Below are 14,706 nucleotides of genomic sequence, written 5' to 3' on the forward strand. Positions count from 1 at the left end.
TAACCGTGGTGGCCGTTCCGGTGGCTTCGGTGACCGCGAGCGCTCGGGTGGCTTCAACCGTGACCGTGACGACCGCGGCGGCCGCTCCGGTGGCTTCAACCGTGACGACCGTGGTGGCCGTTCCGGTGGCTTCGGTGACCGCGAGCGCTCGGGTGGCTTCAACCGTGACCGTGACGACCGCGGCGGCCGCTCCGGTGGCTTCGGCGACCGTCCGGCCCGCTCCTTCGGCGACCGCCCGTCCTTCGGCCGGGACCGCGACGAGCGCGGCGGCAGCAACAGCCGTCCGTTCGCGCGCCGTGACGACCACCGCGCCGGTGGCCGTCCGCAGGCCGACCGCGGTGGCTTCAACCGTGACGACCGCGGTGGCCGTTCCGGTGGCTTCGGCGACCGCGAGCGCTCGGGCGGCTTCAACGGCGGCGGCTTCAACCGCGACGACCGCAAGCCGCGCTGGAAGAACTGACCTCGGACGAGGTCCTGCGGCCCGGTCGGTGATCGACCGCCGGCCGGCTGACTGAACCACACACGAAGGGCCCGCTCCGTCCCCCGGAGCGGGCCCTTCGTGTTCCCCCGGGTATCCCCCGATACCCCCCACACACCTCGCTACTGCTCGCCCCCCGAGGTGTTGTTCTGGAAGTGAGAATAACCTGTGGCGCGCGCTGAGGGTAGTCCCGTAGCGTCACGGACATGAGCAGCAGACTGCACGAAGTGGCACGGGTGAACGAGGAGATCGCCGCACGGGGGAGCTACCGGACGGCCGGGGGCGAACTCGTGCAGGTGGGGGAGCAGTTGGCGGCGGCCCGGGCCGGCACGGTGTCGTACTCCCCGGAGGGGCTGGCGGCACTGCTGGCGGCCGGGGAGCGGGGGCCCGCGGGCGGGCCGGTCGAGGTCACGGCCGAGGGCAGCGTCGAGGCGGCCCGGCGGCTGGTCGCGGCCGGGGCCGGGCCGGTCGGGGTGCTGAACTTCGCCTCCGCGCGCAACCCCGGCGGCGGGTACCTGCGCGGCGCCCGCGCCCAGGAGGAGGACCTGTGCCGCAGCGCGCTGCTGTACAGCTGCCTGCTGGAGGCGCCGGACTACTACGAGGCGCACCGGGCCTCGACGGACCTGCGGTACAGCCACCGGGTCGTCGTCTCGCCCGGCGTGCCGGTGGTCCGGGACGGCGGCGGCGGTCTGCTGGCCCGGCCGTACCCGGTCACCTTCCTGACCTCGCCCGCCCCCAACGCCGGTCAGCTGGAACGGCGTTCGGCCGGTGCGGACGTCCGGGGCGTGCTCGCCGAGCGGGCCGTCCGGGTGCTCGCGGCGGCGGCCCGGCACGAGGTCCGCGCCCTGGTGCTCGGCGCCTGGGGCTGCGGGGTGTTCCGCAACGACCCGGCCCAGGTCGCCGAGGCCTTCGAGGGCGCGCTGGCCCGGTACGGCGGCGCGTTCGAGCGGGTGGTGTTCGCGGTCTGGGACCGTTCGCCGGTCTCGGCCAACCGGGCGGCCTTCGAGGCGCGGTTCGGCCCGGAGGTCGTCCCGTCCTGAACCGGCCCGCGGCTCAGCGCCCGCGCGCGGTGCGGCTCAGCGCTTGCGCGCGGAGAGCAGCGTCGCCGCCGTCGAGGCCGCCGCGACCACCCCGGTGACGGCGAACACGGACGGCCAGGCGCCGATCCGCTTCGCCAGCGGGTGCGAACCGCCGAAGGCCGCCACGTACAGGCCGGTGAGCGCCGCCGCGGTCGCCGTGCCCGAGCTGCGGCGCCACTGCGCGGCCGCGCCGGCGCCGGCCGCCGCCAGCACCATGCCGCCCAGCTCGCGCCGGCCGCTCCAGCGGGCCACGCCGTAACCGCCGACCAGGCCGCCCGCCGCGGTCAGTGCGGCGGGCGCGGCGGATGCGAGCGCGTTCGGGACCTTCGCCATCGTCGACTCCACTCGTGGGGCTCGTAGGGCTCGTAGGGGACGTGCGTCGGGGACGTGCGTCGGGGACGTGCGTCGGGGACGTGCGTCGGGGACGTGCGTCGGTTTCCGACCCTAACCCGGTGAACGGAGCGGCCCGCCGGGGGCCCGGGGGCCGGGCGGCTCAGCCGAAGGCCGCGGCCGGGGAGGCCCCCGGCACCGTGCGGGCCAGCCGCCGTGCCGCCTCCGCCGGATCGAGCACCCGCTCCAGCCGGAGGTCGCCCGGGACCTCCTGGAGGAAGCGCCCGGCCGACCAGCTGCGCTCGTACGGCAGCGGCTCCAGCACCAGGGTGCGTACGCCGTCCAGCAGCGGGACGTCGCTGGGCGTGCCCTCGTTCCAGAGCCAGGAGCCGTCCGGGGCGACCAGGTTGAAGGCGCCGGTGGCGGTGGGCCGGCGGTCGTCCAGGACCGCCGTCCGGGCCAGCGCCACCACCTCGGGGTCCTGCGGGACGCCGGGCAGGTGGCCGCCGCCGATCAGCACGTCGGCGAGCAGGGTGTGCAGCTGGAAGGTGTCGCTCAGGCCGCTCATCCGCAGCAGGTAGCCGGTGCCGGTGGGGCGGTCGAGGACCAGCAGCGGTTCGTCGTCGAGCACCAGCGCCAGGTGGGTGAGGCCCTTGACGTCGTGGCGCTCGCCGCCGTACCGGTCGAACAGCTCCAGCAGCACCTCGGTGACGCCCGAGGCGCGGGCCTCGGTCCGGACGGACGGGTGCGCGTACACCGCCCAGGCGGCCTGCTGCCACAGGTGCAGCGTCCACCAGGCGACCACGGCCAGGTGGGCGTGCCAGGGGTCGAGGTGCTCCGGGTCCTCGATCCGGGCGTGGGCCTCGGCCGGATCGTCGGCGTCCTGGTCCGGCAGCGGCCCGCCGCCGGTCCGCGCCCAGTGCTCGACCAGCCGCTGGGCACCGGTCAGCGCCCCGCGCAGACCGGCCAGCACCGGGCCCGCGCAGGCCACCGGATCGGCACCGGACTCCACGCAGGCGCCCACCACCATCGCCAGGTGCGCCCGGGGGAACGGCGGCGCGTCCGGCAGCAGGGCGGCCAGCCGGGGGCCGGCCGCCCGCCGCTCGGCCTGGTCGGCCGGGCCGAACAGCGCGCCGACCAGGCCCAGGGCCGGGCCGAAGCCCTCGTCGTCGCCGGCCGCGACCACCGCCTCCAGTCCGGCCACCGCCGCCAGGAGGGTGGGCTGCTGACGGGTCGGCGGAACGCTCCGGGTGGACATCCGCCGCAGCATAAGCGGATCACGCCGGGCTGTCAGCCGCGGGTGCGAGACTGCGGCCATGACGGACAGCGCCCCTGACAGCACGGCCGACCGGGCGGTCACCGACGGCCGCTACCGGATCCGCAACGTCGGCAGCGGCCTGCTGCTGGAGGTCGCCGAGGCCTCCCGGCGCAGCGGCGCCCGGATCCGCCTCGGCCCGGCCGACGGCACCGACGCCCAGCTCTGGCTGCTCACCGCCGTCCACCCGGGCGGCGCGCTCTTCCACATCGAGAACGCCGGCAGCGGCAAGCGCCTGGACGTGACCGGTGCCTCCCCGGACGACGGCGTCCCGATCCAGCAGTGGTCGGCCAACGCCTTCGGTGCCCAGGAGTGGCTGTTGGAGGCCCATGTGGACGCCCCGGGCACCTACACCGTCACCAGCTTCGTCAGCGGCAAGCCGCTGACCGCCACGGAGGCCGGCGTCCAGCAGTGGGAGGACGCCGACGCCCCGACCCAGTGGTGGCGGTTCGAACGCCAGGACTGACCCCGGGCCGGGGGTCCTGGGCCTGGGCTGCCCTCAGGCCGAGAGGTTGGCCCGGAGGGCGGCGAGCTCGGCCTCGGTGGTGCCGTGGGCGGCGAGGTAGGCCGGGACGGTGCCGTGGTGGGTGCGGATCCAGGCGAGGGAGGAGGCGAGGAGGGCGGCGTCGACCGGGCGGGAGACCCGCTCGGTGCCGGTCTCGTCGACGTACGGGGTGGGGCCGTCCTCCAGGCCCAGGCCGGCGTTGGAGCGCAGGAAGTCGGCGGTGATGTCGGCGTCCGAGGCGCCCAGCAGGGACTGCAGGACGGCGACGGTGAGGCCGGTGCGGTCCTTGCCGACGGCGCAGTGCACGATCACCGGGACGGCCTCCGGGGCGGCCAGCCGGCGGATCACGGCGGTGAGCGAGGGGCCGGCGGTCCCGGGCATGAAGGTGTAGAGCGCGGTCTGGTCCTCGGGCCACGGCCGGGCGAGGTCGCCGCGGTCGGCGGGCAGCGTCGGCAGGTTGAGGGACTCGTGGTCGAGGCCGTGCCGCTGGTCCGGCCAGACCTCCAGCTCGAACGGGCTGCGCAGGTCGATCACCGTCCGCAGGCCGAGCTCCTTGAGCTTCCGGGCGCCCTCCTCGGTGAGCGTGTGGAGGGAGCCGGAGCGGTAGAGGACGCCCCGGCGCAGGGCGCCGATCCCGCCCGCGTCACGGAAGTTGCGCACACCGGGGATGTCGATGAAGGCAGCGGTCATGGCCCCCACGGTACGGGCGCGGACGGAGCGGGGGGAAGGAAACCGGAGAGGACCGTTCGCCGAATCCCCGCCCCCGGGCCGGGGCCGTCAGCGCCCGCCGGAGACCTCCAGGAACGCCCCCGTGGTGTACGAGGCGGCCGGGGAGAGCAGGAACAGGATCGCCTCGGCGACCTCCTCCGGCTCCCCGCCGCGCCGCATCGGCAGGCCCGGGGCGACCCGGTCGACCCGGCCCGGTTCGCCGCCGAGCGCGTGGATGCCGGTGTGGATCAGGCCGGGGCGCACGCAGTTGACCCGGATGCCCTCGGCCGCGACCTCCAGCGCCAGGCCGCGGGTCATCGAGTCCACCGCGCCCTTGGCCGCCGCGTAGTCGACGTACTCGTTCGGCGAGCCGATCCGGGAGGCGGCCGAGCCGACGTTGACGATCGCGCCGCCGCGCCCGCCGTGCCGGGTGGACATCCGGCGGACGGCCTGGGCCGCGCACAGGAACGGGCCGGTGATGTTCGCCGTCCAGATCCGGTTCAGCCGCTCCTCGTCGATGTCCTCCAGCCGGCACTGCCGCTCCAGCGTGCCCGCGTTGTTCACCAGCGCGGTGAGCGGGCCGAGTTCGGCGTCCACGGTGGCGAACAGCCGCTCCACCTCGGCGCTGCGGCCGACGTCCGCCCGGACGGCGATCGCGGTGCCGCCGTCGGCCCGGACGGCGTCCACCACGGCGGCGGCCGAGGCCTCGTCCGCCCGGTAGTTGACGCACACCCGGTAGCCGCGGTGGGCGGCCAGCAGGGCGGTGGCGGCGCCGATGCCGCGGCCGGCGCCGGTGACGAGCAGGACTCCGTCGGTGCTGGTGGTCGACATGGGCCGTACGCTACCCGGCCGGCCACCCCCGCGCGGCGGCCGCCCGCAGCGCGGCGACCTTGGGGGCGCGGCTCCTCGGCGAGTCGAGGCCGAACCCGCGGGCGTCGCCCAACTCGTCCCGGACGTACGCCTCGGTGCGGGCCACCGCGGCGCGCAGCGCGTCGTCCGGCGGGACGAAGGACTGGTGGACGATCTCGGCCCGCTCGGTGTCGTACTCCCACAGGCCGACGATCCGGCCGCGGTCCAGCACCAGGTGGGTCTGCGGGTCGGCCTCGCCGCCGAAGGTGCGCCCGGCCCGGCCGGCGGGCAGCGGGCGGGCGGCGTCGGCGGGGTCGAGCAGCCGGGACAGGTCGCGGTGCAGCAGGTGGATGCCGTCGATGCCGGCCAGCAGGGTGTAGTGCGGCTCGGCCGGCCGCTCGAACCCGGCGAACTCCTCGGCGAGTTCGGGCGGCAGCAGCAGCTCCGAGCCGGGGGCCAGCGGCACCGGGCCGGCCTCGGCGACGGCCCGGCGGGCGGTGGCCGCGGAGAAGCCGGAGAACCAGCGGAAGTGCCCGAGGGTGGCCGGCCCGGCCCAGGAGAAGTAGCGGCGGGCGAGGTCCACGGCGTCCCCCGCGACCGGCTGGTCCCAGCCGACGTAGCCGTAACGCTGTTGGTCCAGGCGGCCGTTGACGGGCACCCGGCGGATCCGGCCGCGCGACTGCAGCAGTCCGAGGGCGAGCGGCAGGGTGGTGGCCAGGCCGCGTTTGCGGCCCGCCTCGCCGAGCGGCCGGACGGCGTCGCCGACGGCCTCCCGGATCGTGGTCGGGTCCAGCGGCCCGCCGTCGGAGAGCGCCCGCTCGATGGCCAGGCAGAGCTGCTCCACCTCGTCCCGGCCGACCCCCAGGTGCTTCGCCGCGGCCGCCAGTTCGCCCTCCGGGGCGGCCGCGCCGACCGCCAGCCCGAGCGTGAAGTCGGCGGCCGGCAGCAGGTACGTACAGCCGCGGGCGGACGGCAGCTCGTGCACCGCCAGGTCGGCCACCGCCGCGTCCACGGCCGCCCGCCCCAGCCCGGCCCGGGCGAACAGGCCCAGGTACGGGGCCGCGCCGCCGACCGAGCGGGCCCAGCCGGTCGCGGCCAGCACCTCGGCGGCGGACGCCCCGGGGTGCGGGCGGTCCAGCCACTGCCGGTGCGACCACCAGGCCCGCAGCTTCTCGACGCCGACGGCTTCCGGGCGGGGATCGTGCTCCATGGGGCCAGTATCGGCGGCCGGGCGGGCCCCGGACCGGAAATCGCTCGCCCGGCGCGGCCCGTTCCGGAGAGGATGCGGTACCCGGCAGAACCGGTGATCGAGAGGAGGACGCATGACCGACACACCCGGCACCGTGCTGCTCTCCGGCATCGTCGGCTCCACCGCCTACGGCTTCGCCCACGCCGGCTCCGACGTCGACCGGCTGGGGCTGTTCGCCGTCCCCACCGAGGAGTTGCACGGCCTGCACCGCCCGGCCGAGTCGCACGTCACCACCGGGCCGGACGTCACCCTGCACGAGGCCGCCAAGTGGTGCCGCCTGGCGCTGTCCTGCAACCCGACCGCCTCCGAACTCGTCTGGCTGCCCGAGGACCTGTACGAGAGCGCCACCCCGCTCGGCCGGGAGCTGGTCGGGATCCGGTCGACCTTCCTCAGTGCCCCCGCCGTCCGCCGGGCCTATCTCGGGTACGCGGACCAGCAGTTCCGCAAGCTGCTGACCCGGGACACCACCGACCCGGCCACCCGTCGGCGGGCCGCCAAGCACGCCCGGCACCTCGTCCGGCTGGTCGAGCAGGCCGTCCGGCTGCACCGCACCGGCCGCAACCTGATCCGGCTGCCCGACCCCGAGCGCGTCCGCGAGCTCGGCGAACGCATCGCCGACCGCCCCGCCACCGCCGAACAGCTGCTCGCCGAGGCCGCGGACCGCCTCGCCGGCCCCGGCGTCCTGCCCGGGGCCCCCGACCCCCGCCCCGCCGAGGCCTGGCTGCGCCGCGTCCGCGCCGCCCACTACGCGCCGCCCCGGGACGCGCCCCCGGCACCCGGCGCGCCCACCCAATCCACTGGCGGAGCCCTGGGGCCCACCGGGTAGGATCACCGTGGCCCTCTCCACCCGGGACTCCCCGGGGCGCGGGGCCGCGGGCCACTAGCTCAATTGGCAGAGCTGCGGACTTTTAATCCGTAGGTTCAGGGTTCGAGCCCCTGGTGGCCCACCGTTCGGACCCGGGGAGGATGCCATCCGACCTGGGTCTTCTTCATTCCCCCGGCGCGATCGCCGCAATTCCTGACCGTGTGCAGCCAGCGGTGCGACCGCGCTGCGGCGGTGTCGTGACGGTGCCGCGGCCGCGACTGCGGGCCGATGACAAACGGACGTTGATGCGACATCAGTTCAAAGGTCGCGCATTCGGATGTGAACATGCCGGGAAAACACCCTCGCGGCGCGGCCCGAACCGGTGTGCGGTGTTCCGTGACGCGAGGCCAATCAGCTGATGTGAATGGGAAGTTCGGCGACCCTCGCCGTCGGTCGGCGAATACCGTCCGCACCCGTCCGGGAGGGGCGCGAAGGGGTGCGGAGGGGGCGCCCGAGCAGCCGGAACGGACGTTCGGGCGGGTCGGCGCAGAGAGTGTGGACGGCCGGTTGTCGAGCCCCCGGATCTTGTGACGTTGGTCACGCCGGAGCGCGTGAATCGGAGGGGGGAGTTCGGCCGGATCCGCGGGGTCGTGTACGTACGGTGACCGGGAAGGGGTGGGGAATCCGGGGGTCGGGGCGCCTGCCCCGGAGGTGCGGAGGGGTCCTCAGCACGGCTGATGCCGACGGGGCGGATTCGACGGGGCGAGCGGCGGGCCGGGTGGAATTGCGGTGGGTAGTCGTGGCGATATCCGGAACCCGTCCCTCTATTTTTTCTCGATTGCGGTGAATCGGGCGATATAGCAGGGATGTGTGCTTCGAGTGGCATGCTGGTACGGGGGAAGGACGCGCCGGAGTGAGGGTCTAGGAATTGGCGTCGCGTCGGTTAATATGCCAATCAGTGGTCATCATCGAAAAATGACCTACGGCCGGGGTCGGCGGACTCGGCATCCTCTTGCGGCGGTGATTGAACCGACTTAGGGCAACGAGCCGTTCAGTCGCCGCGTAATCGACACCTGGCAGCTCACGGGGGGGACATGCTGGAAATCGCTTTTCTCGGGCCGACGGTAATTCGGTTGAATGGTGAATCAATCTTGCCCAGTGCGGGGAAGCCGCGTCAGCTGTTGACGCTGCTCGCCCTGCGGGCCGATCGTGCCGTCCAGGTCCCGACGCTCATGGCCGAGATCTGGGACGAGTCCATCCCGCGCAGCGCCGCCACGACGCTGCAGACGTACATCCTCCAGCTGCGCCGCAGGATCGCCCAGGCGCTCGGGGAGGGCGAGGAGCGGGCGGCCGGGAGTGCCAAGGACGTGCTGGCCACCCGCTTCGGCAGCTACCAGCTCACCTGTCCGGTCGAGAGCAGCGACCTCAGGGAGTTCGACCGGCTGGCGGCCCGGGGCCGCGACGCGATGGAGCGGAGCGATCCGCGGACGGCGTCGGCCGAACTGGCCTCGGCGCTCGTGCTGTGGCGCGGACCGGCCTTCGCGGACGTGACGGTCGGGCGCTCGCTCGAAATGGAGACGCTGCGGCTGGAGGAGGCGTTCCTCCAGGTCCAGGCGCTGCGGATCGAGGCGGACCTCCAGCTCGGACGGCACTCCGAGCTGATCGGCGAGCTCCGGATGCTCACCGCGCAGCACCCCATGGACGAGGGCTTCTGCGCCCAGTTCATGACCGCGCTCTACCGCTCGGGCGGTGCCTGGCGGGCCCTGGAGGCCTACCAGCGGCTGCGTCGGACGCTGGACGCCGAACTCGGCGTCGAGCCGTCACCGCGGCTCCAGCGGCTGCACCTCGCGGTGCTGCGCAACGAGCCGCTGCGGGACGCGCCCGGCGTGGGCGCGGTGCCGATGCGCCGGGCGGGCTAGCCGGCGGCGGGGCAGCGGCGGCGGAGCGGCGGCAGGTAGGGACACGGCAGGTCGGATCGGCGTCGGGTAGCGGCCGATCCGCGGGCCGGGCCCGCACGGGACCGCGAAGCCGACGTCGGAGAAACGGGAGCCCGGGACGGCCGCACGGCCGGCCCGGGTTCCGGCCGTTCGCCCCGAACGGCCGGCTGCGGCGGAAATGCGTCAATCCTTTCGGGCAGGTCGGACCGGACCAAAGGCTAGTACCCACTCCTCCATCGGACTGCGAGGCTATTCCGGGCGCCGCCGAAAAGGGCGGGCCGAGGTGTGAATGGTGGAGGAGCGGATATGACTGACGGCTCGATTTCCGTTGCGATTGCGTACCACAGTGGTTACGGGCACACCCAGCGGCTGGCCGAGGCGGTCCGGGAGGGTGCGGCGGGTGTGTCGGGCGTGACGGCGGAATTGATTTCGCTGGAGGAACTCGGCGACGAGGCGTGGCAGAAGCTGGACGCGGCCGACGCGATCATCTTCGGCTCGCCGACCTACATGGGCTCCGCCAGCGGGAAGTTCCACGCCTTCGCGCAGGAGAGCAGCGGTCGCTGGTACGCCCAGACCTGGAAGGACAAGATCGCCGCCGGCTTCACCACCTCCGGTGCGCTGAGCGGCGACAAGCTGCACACCCTCCAGTACTTCACGCTGCTCGCGGCCCAGCACGGCATGCACTGGGTCAACCTCGACCTGCTGCCCGGCAACGGCGACGACGAGCTGAACCGGATCGGCGGCTGGCTCGGTGTGATGGCGCGCTGCCCGGGTGACGCGGGGCCGGAGGAGCTGCCGAAGTCCGACCTGCTGACCGGTGCCCACCTCGGGCAGCGCGTCGCCGAGCACGCCGCGCTCCTGCGCCGGGCACGTACCGCCGGCTGATCCGGTCGCAGGCGCGTCGGCCGGACCCCCTGAGCCGGCCGGACGCGGTGGTGGCCCCGGGCAGTCGCGACTGCCCGGGGCCACTGGCCCGTCCGGAACGCCCCGCGCGGCGGTCAGTCGAGGAGCCCCCGCCGGAGGACGGCGAGCTGCTCGTCGACCATGCGCCGGGAGACGGCCGAGTCGATGCCGATCGAGGCGTGGAACGTCCCGGGGTAGTGGACGAGTTGGGTCGTCACCCCGGCCCGGATCAGCCGGAGCGCGAAGTCGAGGCCCTCGTCCCGCAGCGGGTCGTACTCGCACACGCCGACGAAGGCGGGCGGCAGGCCGGCCAGTTCCTCGGCGCGGGCGGGGGCGGCGTAGCCGGAGGCGGGGGCGCCGCCCAGGTAGTGCCGCCAGCTGAGCTCCAGGTTGGGCCGGTCCAGCATCGGGGTGTCGGTGAAGGCCCGGGCGGACACCGTCTCCAGCCGGTCGTCGAGCTGGGGGAACAGCAGGTAGAGGAAGCGCAGGGCTGGGCCCCCGCGGTCGCGGGCGAGCAGGGCGGCGGCGGTGGCCAGCGCGCCGCCCGCGCTGTACCCGGCGGTGCCGATCCGGTCGGGGTCGACACCGAGCGCGGGCGCCTCGGCGGCCAGCCACTCCAGCGCCGCGTAGCAGTCGTCCAGAGCGGCCGGGTACGGGTGTTCGGGGGAGAGCCGGTAGTCGGGGGAGACCACCAGGGCGCCGACCCGGTCGGCGATCCGGGTGGCGGCGATCTCGGGGGTGTCGAGGTCCCCGGTGACGAAGCCGCCCCAGTGCGGGAAGAGCAGGGCGGGCAGCGGGCCGGGCCGGTCGAGCGGCCGGTAGGTCCGGACGGTCAGCTCGGGGCCGCCGGGCACCGGGAGGCGGCGGTCGGCCACCTCGACGGGGCGCTCGGGCCGGTAGGCGGTCTGGGCGGCCATGATCGCGCGCATGCTGGTCCGCGCGGCCTCGGGGCGGCGGTAGTCGGGCGGCCGCAGGCGCGGGACGAGCGGGGCGAGTTCGGGGTCGAAGGCGTAGCTCACGCGGTGCCCCCGGTCGTACGGGACCAGGTGAGCACCCGGCGCTCGGACGGGCCGCCGGCCGCTCCGGCCGAGCCGGCGAGGGTGAGCACGTCACCGGTGAGGGTGAGGTCGCGCAGCTGCCGGCTGCCCACCATGTACGGGTGGGAGCTGACCGCCACGTCGTGGACCACCCGGGTGCCGGGGGCACCGTCGTCCTCGACGAGGTGCCAGCTGCCCGCGTACCCCATGAAACGGCCGGGGCCGGTCGGCGGGCCGTCGGTGCGCATCATGCTCACCGACACCCGGCCGTCGGCCGAGTAGATCAGCAGGCCGCGCGGTGCGGGGCCGAGCGGGCCCTCGCGGAACCCGCCGTCGTCCTCGGTGAGGTAGGAGTCCAGCTGCCACCCGCCGACCAGCAGCTCGGCGGTGGTCGGGCTCACGCCGCACCGCCCGGGGAGCGGCGGCCGGAGACGGTGAAGCCGCCGACCCGCAGGGCGGTGCCCTGGCCCCACAGCCGGCTGCCCGGCAGGGCGGCGTCGTCCACGAAGCGCTGCGGGGCGGGGGTGTCGACGGCCGGGTCGAGGTAGTGGTCCGCCTCGGGGGTCAGCCGGACCAGGCCCGAGCCCGGGCGGCCCGCCCGCGCGGCGTCCAGGATGTTGAACATCCCCAGGCCGAAGGCGAGTTGGCGCGGGGCCACGAGCTGTTCGGTGCCGCCGTGGTCCAGCAGCATGTGCCGGCGGCCGGCCGGCAGCCGGTAGCCGATCCGGTCCACCCGGAACACCTCCCGGCCGTCCAGGTACCAGGTCGCCAGGCCGCGGGAGCGGTCGTAGGAGATCCGCAGCAGGTGGCTCTCGGACGGGCAGCGGCGGGCGACCGGCACCGCGTAGAGGAAGGCGGCGTAGTCGCCGAGCTGCGGGCGGTTGTGCGGCAGCCGCTCGTACCCGGCGTAGATCCCGCGGTCGGTGAGGAAGAAGTCGAAGGCGACACCGGTCTCCAGGTCCTGGACGGGCATCGCCGGCGCGGCCAGCCGGAGGTCGTCGGCCGGGTCGAGGACGGCGGCGCCGAAGGGGTGGCCGGCCATGCCGTAGGAGGAGGCCGACAGGACGGCCTCGCCGGAGAGTTCGGTGTCCGGCTCGGCGTCGAAGCCCAGCACGCCGGAGGCGGCCTGGTGGTTGGGATAGGCCAGCCACTTGACGTGGTCCATGCTCCCGGGGAAGCCGCTCGGGTCGTTCGGGCCGACGGTCATGGCGAAGGCGGGCTCGCCCGTCCCCGGGTTGGTGGCGCCGGAGACGACCGTCAGGCCCCGGCGGTCGGTGGTGGCGACGCCGTCGCGGCCGATCGTGGGGCCGAACGGCAGGAACGCCCAGCGGGCGCCGGGCCCGTCGGTCGAGAAGCCGTTCGCGAAGTCGTCCCGCCAGAGCACCCGGCGGCGCGCGGCCGACCCGGCGGCGTCGGGCTCCGCCGTGCCGCCGGCCGGATCGGACGCTCCGCCGACCGGGTCGGCCGCGGCGGTGCCGACCAGGCCGGTGGCGGCCAGGGCGGTGCCCGCGAGGGCGGTGGTGGTCAGGACGGTCGTGGAGCGCAGGACCTGCCGCCGGCTGACGGTCATGGGGTGTCCTCCTGTGAGGGGTCGGGCCGGTGAAGCCGGCCGGTGAGAGGCCGGGGAGTCAGAGCGCGATGACGTGCCGGGAGAAGGCGACCGACGCGGACTCCACCTGGAGGCCCTGGTGGCCGGCCAGGGAGTTGACGTCCCGCCAGAAGCGCTGCAGCGGGCTGCGCACGGACTGGCCGGTGGTGCCGATGGTGCGGAACAGCCGGTTGACGACGCCCACCATCGACTCGGTCGCCATCGCGCAGTCCCGCCAGTTCCGCATGGTCAGCAGCGGGCTCAGCGCGCCGGCCGCGTCCGCGGTGCGGGCGGCGCGTTCGAGCAGCAGCTCGGCCGCGTCGATCTCGGTGGCGCTGCGGGTCAGCGTGACGTCGTAGGAGGCCCGGTTGAAGGCGGGCATCCCGGCGTGCGCCTGCCGCGGCCCGGCCGCCGCCGCCGCCCTGATCTTGGGCGTCACGGAGCCGGTCCACGCGGCCAGCGCGCCCTTGGCGGCGCCCAGGGCCGGGGTGGCGAACATCATCGTGGTGGCCTGCATCGGCACCGCGTGGCAGGGCGCGTCCGAGTCCGCGGCGCGGCCGGTGAAGAGGTCCTCGCGGCTCATCGACCGGGCGTCCGGGACGAGGACGTCCTCGACCGTCACGCTGTTGCTGCCGGTCGCGGCCATGCCGACGCTCTGCCAGGTGTCCTCGGTCCGCCACGCGTCGCGCGGCACCGCGAGCACCCGGGCCTGCGGCTGCCCGCCGTCCTCGGCCGGCACCATGGCGGCCAGCAGCGCCCAGTCGGCGTAGTCGATCGCGCTGACGAACGGCCAGGTGCCGTCCAGCCGGTAGCCGCCGGGCACCCGGCGGGCCGTGCCGAGCGGCGTCAGGGAGGCGACCAGCAGGGCGTCCGGGCCGTCCGCCCAGACCTCCCGGCAGCCGGCGGCGGGCAGGTGCGCGGCCATCCGCGACACGTGGGCGGAGAGCGACGCGCACCAGGCCGTGGCCGTGCAGCCCTCGCCCACCGCGCTCACCGCGCGGTTCAGGTCGAGGAAGGTGCCCTCGTCGCCGCCGCAGGCCTTGGGCACGAAGTGCCGGGCGAAGCCCGCCGCGACCAGCGCTCCGGCCACCTCGGGGTCGAGCCGGCGGGCGGCCTCGGCCCGGTCGGCGCGCTGCGCCGCCAGTGCGCCCGTCTCGCGGGCGGCCGACACGAGTTCGGACGTCAGGTCCATGGTGGTTGCTCCAGGGTCGGGACCGGCCGCAGCCGGTCGGGCGGGCGGCTCCCGGAACGCTCTCCGCCCGGGTTCGAGGACCGCTTGAGCCCGGCTGGAGCGCCCGGCCGCCGCCCGGATCCCCTCGATCGGGGTTCGAGCGGCAATCGAGGCAGCGCCCGGAGGCTGTACGTCGTGCCCAGCCCGCCGTCGGCCGGACGGTCCGGGCGGCGCGCGTGACGAATCGGGTTCGAACGGGGCGGAGTCGGATGACAGACCAGTTCAAGGACGTGATGGCCCGGTTCCCGACCGGGGTCACGATCGCCACCACCACGGACCGGGACGGGACCCCGCACGGCCTCACCATCAGCTCGTTCTGCTCGGTGTCGCTGGAGCCGCCGCTGGTGCTCGCCTGCGTGGCCAAGTCGGCCACCTGCCACCCGGTGTTCGCGCGGACGGGCCGCTTCGCGATCAGCATCCTGCACCAGGACCAGTCCGACCTGGCGCTGCGCTTCGCCGACCGCACCGCCCGCAAGTTCGGCGGCGGCGGCTTCCTGCGCACCGACCGCGGCAACGTCGTGGTCGCGGACGCCCTCGCCACCCTGGAGTGCACCGTGCACAGCCGGCACGACGGCGGCGACCACACCATCCTGGTCGGCGAGGTGGTCGGCCAGACGCTCGCCGCCGAGGGCGCGCCGGTGGTCTACGTCGACCGCAGGTTCGCCGCGCTGGCCCCGACGTCCTGAGACCGG

At 75.2% G+C, this 14,706-nt stretch carries 15 protein-coding genes, 1 tRNA gene and 1 pseudogene; 8 read left to right on the plus strand and 9 right to left on the minus strand.

Annotated features, from left to right (window positions below; genetic code table 11):
• Positions 1–460: pseudogene (locus tag ACFC1T_RS33580) on the plus strand (RNA helicase); the annotation flags it as partial.
• Between the two features lie 224 nt (positions 461–684).
• The gene (locus tag ACFC1T_RS33585) at positions 685–1,518 is read left to right on the plus strand and encodes a TIGR02452 family protein (RefSeq protein ID WP_375895154.1); all 834 of its coding nucleotides are present in this window, start codon (positions 685–687) and stop codon (positions 1,516–1,518) included.
• A 36-nt stretch (positions 1,519–1,554) separates the two neighbouring features.
• On the opposite strand, the gene ACFC1T_RS33590 is transcribed toward ACFC1T_RS33585, so the two are convergent.
• Together ACFC1T_RS33590 and ACFC1T_RS33595 are read right to left on the minus strand one after the other, a co-directional pair.
• Positions 1,555–1,890, minus strand: coding sequence for a hypothetical protein (locus ACFC1T_RS33590; RefSeq protein WP_375895157.1), 336 nt, complete (start codon positions 1,888–1,890; stop codon positions 1,555–1,557).
• 160 nt (positions 1,891–2,050) lie between these two features.
• The gene (locus ACFC1T_RS33595) at positions 2,051–3,145 is read right to left on the minus strand and encodes a hypothetical protein (RefSeq protein ID WP_375895160.1); all 1,095 of its coding nucleotides are present in this window, start codon (positions 3,143–3,145) and stop codon (positions 2,051–2,053) included.
• A gap of 58 nt (positions 3,146–3,203) precedes the next feature.
• On the opposite strand from ACFC1T_RS33595, the gene ACFC1T_RS33600 reads away from it, so the two are divergent.
• Positions 3,204–3,668 (plus strand): RICIN domain-containing protein, encoded by a 465-nt coding sequence (locus ACFC1T_RS33600; RefSeq protein ID WP_375895163.1) that lies wholly within the window; start codon positions 3,204–3,206, stop codon positions 3,666–3,668.
• A 33-nt stretch (positions 3,669–3,701) separates the two neighbouring features.
• Here ACFC1T_RS33600 and ACFC1T_RS33605 read toward each other — a convergent pair whose 3' ends face one another.
• From ACFC1T_RS33605 to ACFC1T_RS33615, 3 genes are all read right to left on the minus strand, one after another.
• Complete coding sequence (locus ACFC1T_RS33605; protein ID WP_375895166.1) at positions 3,702–4,397, minus strand: tyrosine-protein phosphatase; 696 nt, start codon at positions 4,395–4,397, stop codon at positions 3,702–3,704.
• Between the two features lie 87 nt (positions 4,398–4,484).
• The gene (locus ACFC1T_RS33610) at positions 4,485–5,246 is read right to left on the minus strand and encodes an SDR family oxidoreductase (protein WP_375895168.1); all 762 of its coding nucleotides are present in this window, start codon (positions 5,244–5,246) and stop codon (positions 4,485–4,487) included.
• Between the two features lie 10 nt (positions 5,247–5,256).
• Positions 5,257–6,474 carry a DNA glycosylase AlkZ-like family protein gene (locus tag ACFC1T_RS33615; protein WP_375895171.1) on the minus strand — a complete coding sequence of 406 codons (1,218 nt, stop codon included), beginning with the start codon at positions 6,472–6,474 and terminating at the stop codon, positions 5,257–5,259.
• 112 nt (positions 6,475–6,586) lie between these two features.
• Here ACFC1T_RS33615 and ACFC1T_RS33620 point away from each other — a divergent pair, with 112 nt between their 5' ends.
• From ACFC1T_RS33620 to ACFC1T_RS33635, 4 genes are all read left to right on the plus strand, one after another.
• On the plus strand, positions 6,587–7,339 hold the full coding sequence (locus ACFC1T_RS33620) for a DNA polymerase beta superfamily protein (protein WP_375895173.1): 753 nt from the start codon (positions 6,587–6,589) through the stop codon (positions 7,337–7,339).
• Positions 7,340–7,387: 48 nt separating this feature from the next.
• Positions 7,388–7,460: transfer RNA gene (locus ACFC1T_RS33625), tRNA-Lys, on the plus strand.
• A gap of 1,009 nt (positions 7,461–8,469) precedes the next feature.
• Complete coding sequence (locus ACFC1T_RS33630; protein ID WP_375895176.1) at positions 8,470–9,237, plus strand: BTAD domain-containing putative transcriptional regulator; 768 nt, start codon at positions 8,470–8,472, stop codon at positions 9,235–9,237.
• Between the two features lie 324 nt (positions 9,238–9,561).
• The gene (locus ACFC1T_RS33635; RefSeq protein WP_375895178.1) at positions 9,562–10,140 is read left to right on the plus strand and encodes a flavodoxin family protein; all 579 of its coding nucleotides are present in this window, start codon (positions 9,562–9,564) and stop codon (positions 10,138–10,140) included.
• A gap of 113 nt (positions 10,141–10,253) precedes the next feature.
• Here the strand turns inward: ACFC1T_RS33635 and ACFC1T_RS33640 are convergent, their stop codons facing one another.
• The 4 genes from ACFC1T_RS33640 to ACFC1T_RS33655 are packed head-to-tail and all read right to left on the minus strand — an operon-like array spanning position 10,254 to position 13,975.
• Positions 10,254–11,177, minus strand: coding sequence for an alpha/beta hydrolase (locus tag ACFC1T_RS33640; RefSeq protein WP_375895181.1), 924 nt, complete (start codon positions 11,175–11,177; stop codon positions 10,254–10,256).
• Positions 11,174–11,596, minus strand: coding sequence for a lipocalin-like domain-containing protein (locus ACFC1T_RS33645; RefSeq protein WP_375895183.1), 423 nt, complete (start codon positions 11,594–11,596; stop codon positions 11,174–11,176). The genes ACFC1T_RS33640 and ACFC1T_RS33645 overlap by 4 nt, the downstream gene beginning before the upstream one ends.
• Positions 11,593–12,765 (minus strand): DUF6081 family protein, encoded by a 1,173-nt coding sequence (locus tag ACFC1T_RS33650; protein ID WP_375895186.1) that lies wholly within the window; start codon positions 12,763–12,765, stop codon positions 11,593–11,595. Before ACFC1T_RS33650 ends, ACFC1T_RS33645 begins: the two co-directional genes overlap by 4 nt.
• Positions 12,766–12,823: 58 nt before the next feature.
• The gene (locus ACFC1T_RS33655; protein WP_375895188.1) at positions 12,824–13,975 is read right to left on the minus strand and encodes an acyl-CoA dehydrogenase family protein; all 1,152 of its coding nucleotides are present in this window, start codon (positions 13,973–13,975) and stop codon (positions 12,824–12,826) included.
• 248 nt (positions 13,976–14,223) lie between these two features.
• Between ACFC1T_RS33655 and ACFC1T_RS33660 the strand changes: the two genes are divergently transcribed.
• Complete coding sequence (locus tag ACFC1T_RS33660; RefSeq protein WP_375895191.1) at positions 14,224–14,700, plus strand: flavin reductase family protein; 477 nt, start codon at positions 14,224–14,226, stop codon at positions 14,698–14,700.
• Positions 14,701–14,706 lie beyond the last annotated feature (6 nt).

The sequence above is a fragment of the Kitasatospora sp. NPDC056076 genome (assembly GCF_042266305.1).
Classification (GTDB): Bacteria; Actinomycetota; Actinomycetes; order Streptomycetales; family Streptomycetaceae; genus Kitasatospora.

Coding starts and splice junctions, on each gene's coding strand:
- ACFC1T_RS33585 (WP_375895154.1), top strand. CDS start 685: ATGAGCAGCAGACTGCACGAAGTGGCACGGGTGAACGAGGAGATCGCC.
- ACFC1T_RS33590 (WP_375895157.1), bottom strand. CDS start 1,890: ATGGCGAAGGTCCCGAACGCGCTCGCATCCGCCGCGCCCGCCGCACTG.
- ACFC1T_RS33595 (WP_375895160.1), bottom strand. CDS start 3,145: ATGTCCACCCGGAGCGTTCCGCCGACCCGTCAGCAGCCCACCCTCCTG.
- ACFC1T_RS33600 (WP_375895163.1), top strand. CDS start 3,204: ATGACGGACAGCGCCCCTGACAGCACGGCCGACCGGGCGGTCACCGAC.
- ACFC1T_RS33605 (WP_375895166.1), bottom strand. CDS start 4,397: ATGACCGCTGCCTTCATCGACATCCCCGGTGTGCGCAACTTCCGTGAC.
- ACFC1T_RS33610 (WP_375895168.1), bottom strand. CDS start 5,246: ATGTCGACCACCAGCACCGACGGAGTCCTGCTCGTCACCGGCGCCGGC.
- ACFC1T_RS33615 (WP_375895171.1), bottom strand. CDS start 6,474: ATGGAGCACGATCCCCGCCCGGAAGCCGTCGGCGTCGAGAAGCTGCGG.
- ACFC1T_RS33620 (WP_375895173.1), top strand. CDS start 6,587: ATGACCGACACACCCGGCACCGTGCTGCTCTCCGGCATCGTCGGCTCC.
- ACFC1T_RS33635 (WP_375895178.1), top strand. CDS start 9,562: ATGACTGACGGCTCGATTTCCGTTGCGATTGCGTACCACAGTGGTTAC.
- ACFC1T_RS33650 (WP_375895186.1), bottom strand. CDS start 12,765: ATGACCGTCAGCCGGCGGCAGGTCCTGCGCTCCACGACCGTCCTGACC.
- ACFC1T_RS33655 (WP_375895188.1), bottom strand. CDS start 13,975: ATGGACCTGACGTCCGAACTCGTGTCGGCCGCCCGCGAGACGGGCGCA.
- ACFC1T_RS33660 (WP_375895191.1), top strand. CDS start 14,224: ATGACAGACCAGTTCAAGGACGTGATGGCCCGGTTCCCGACCGGGGTC.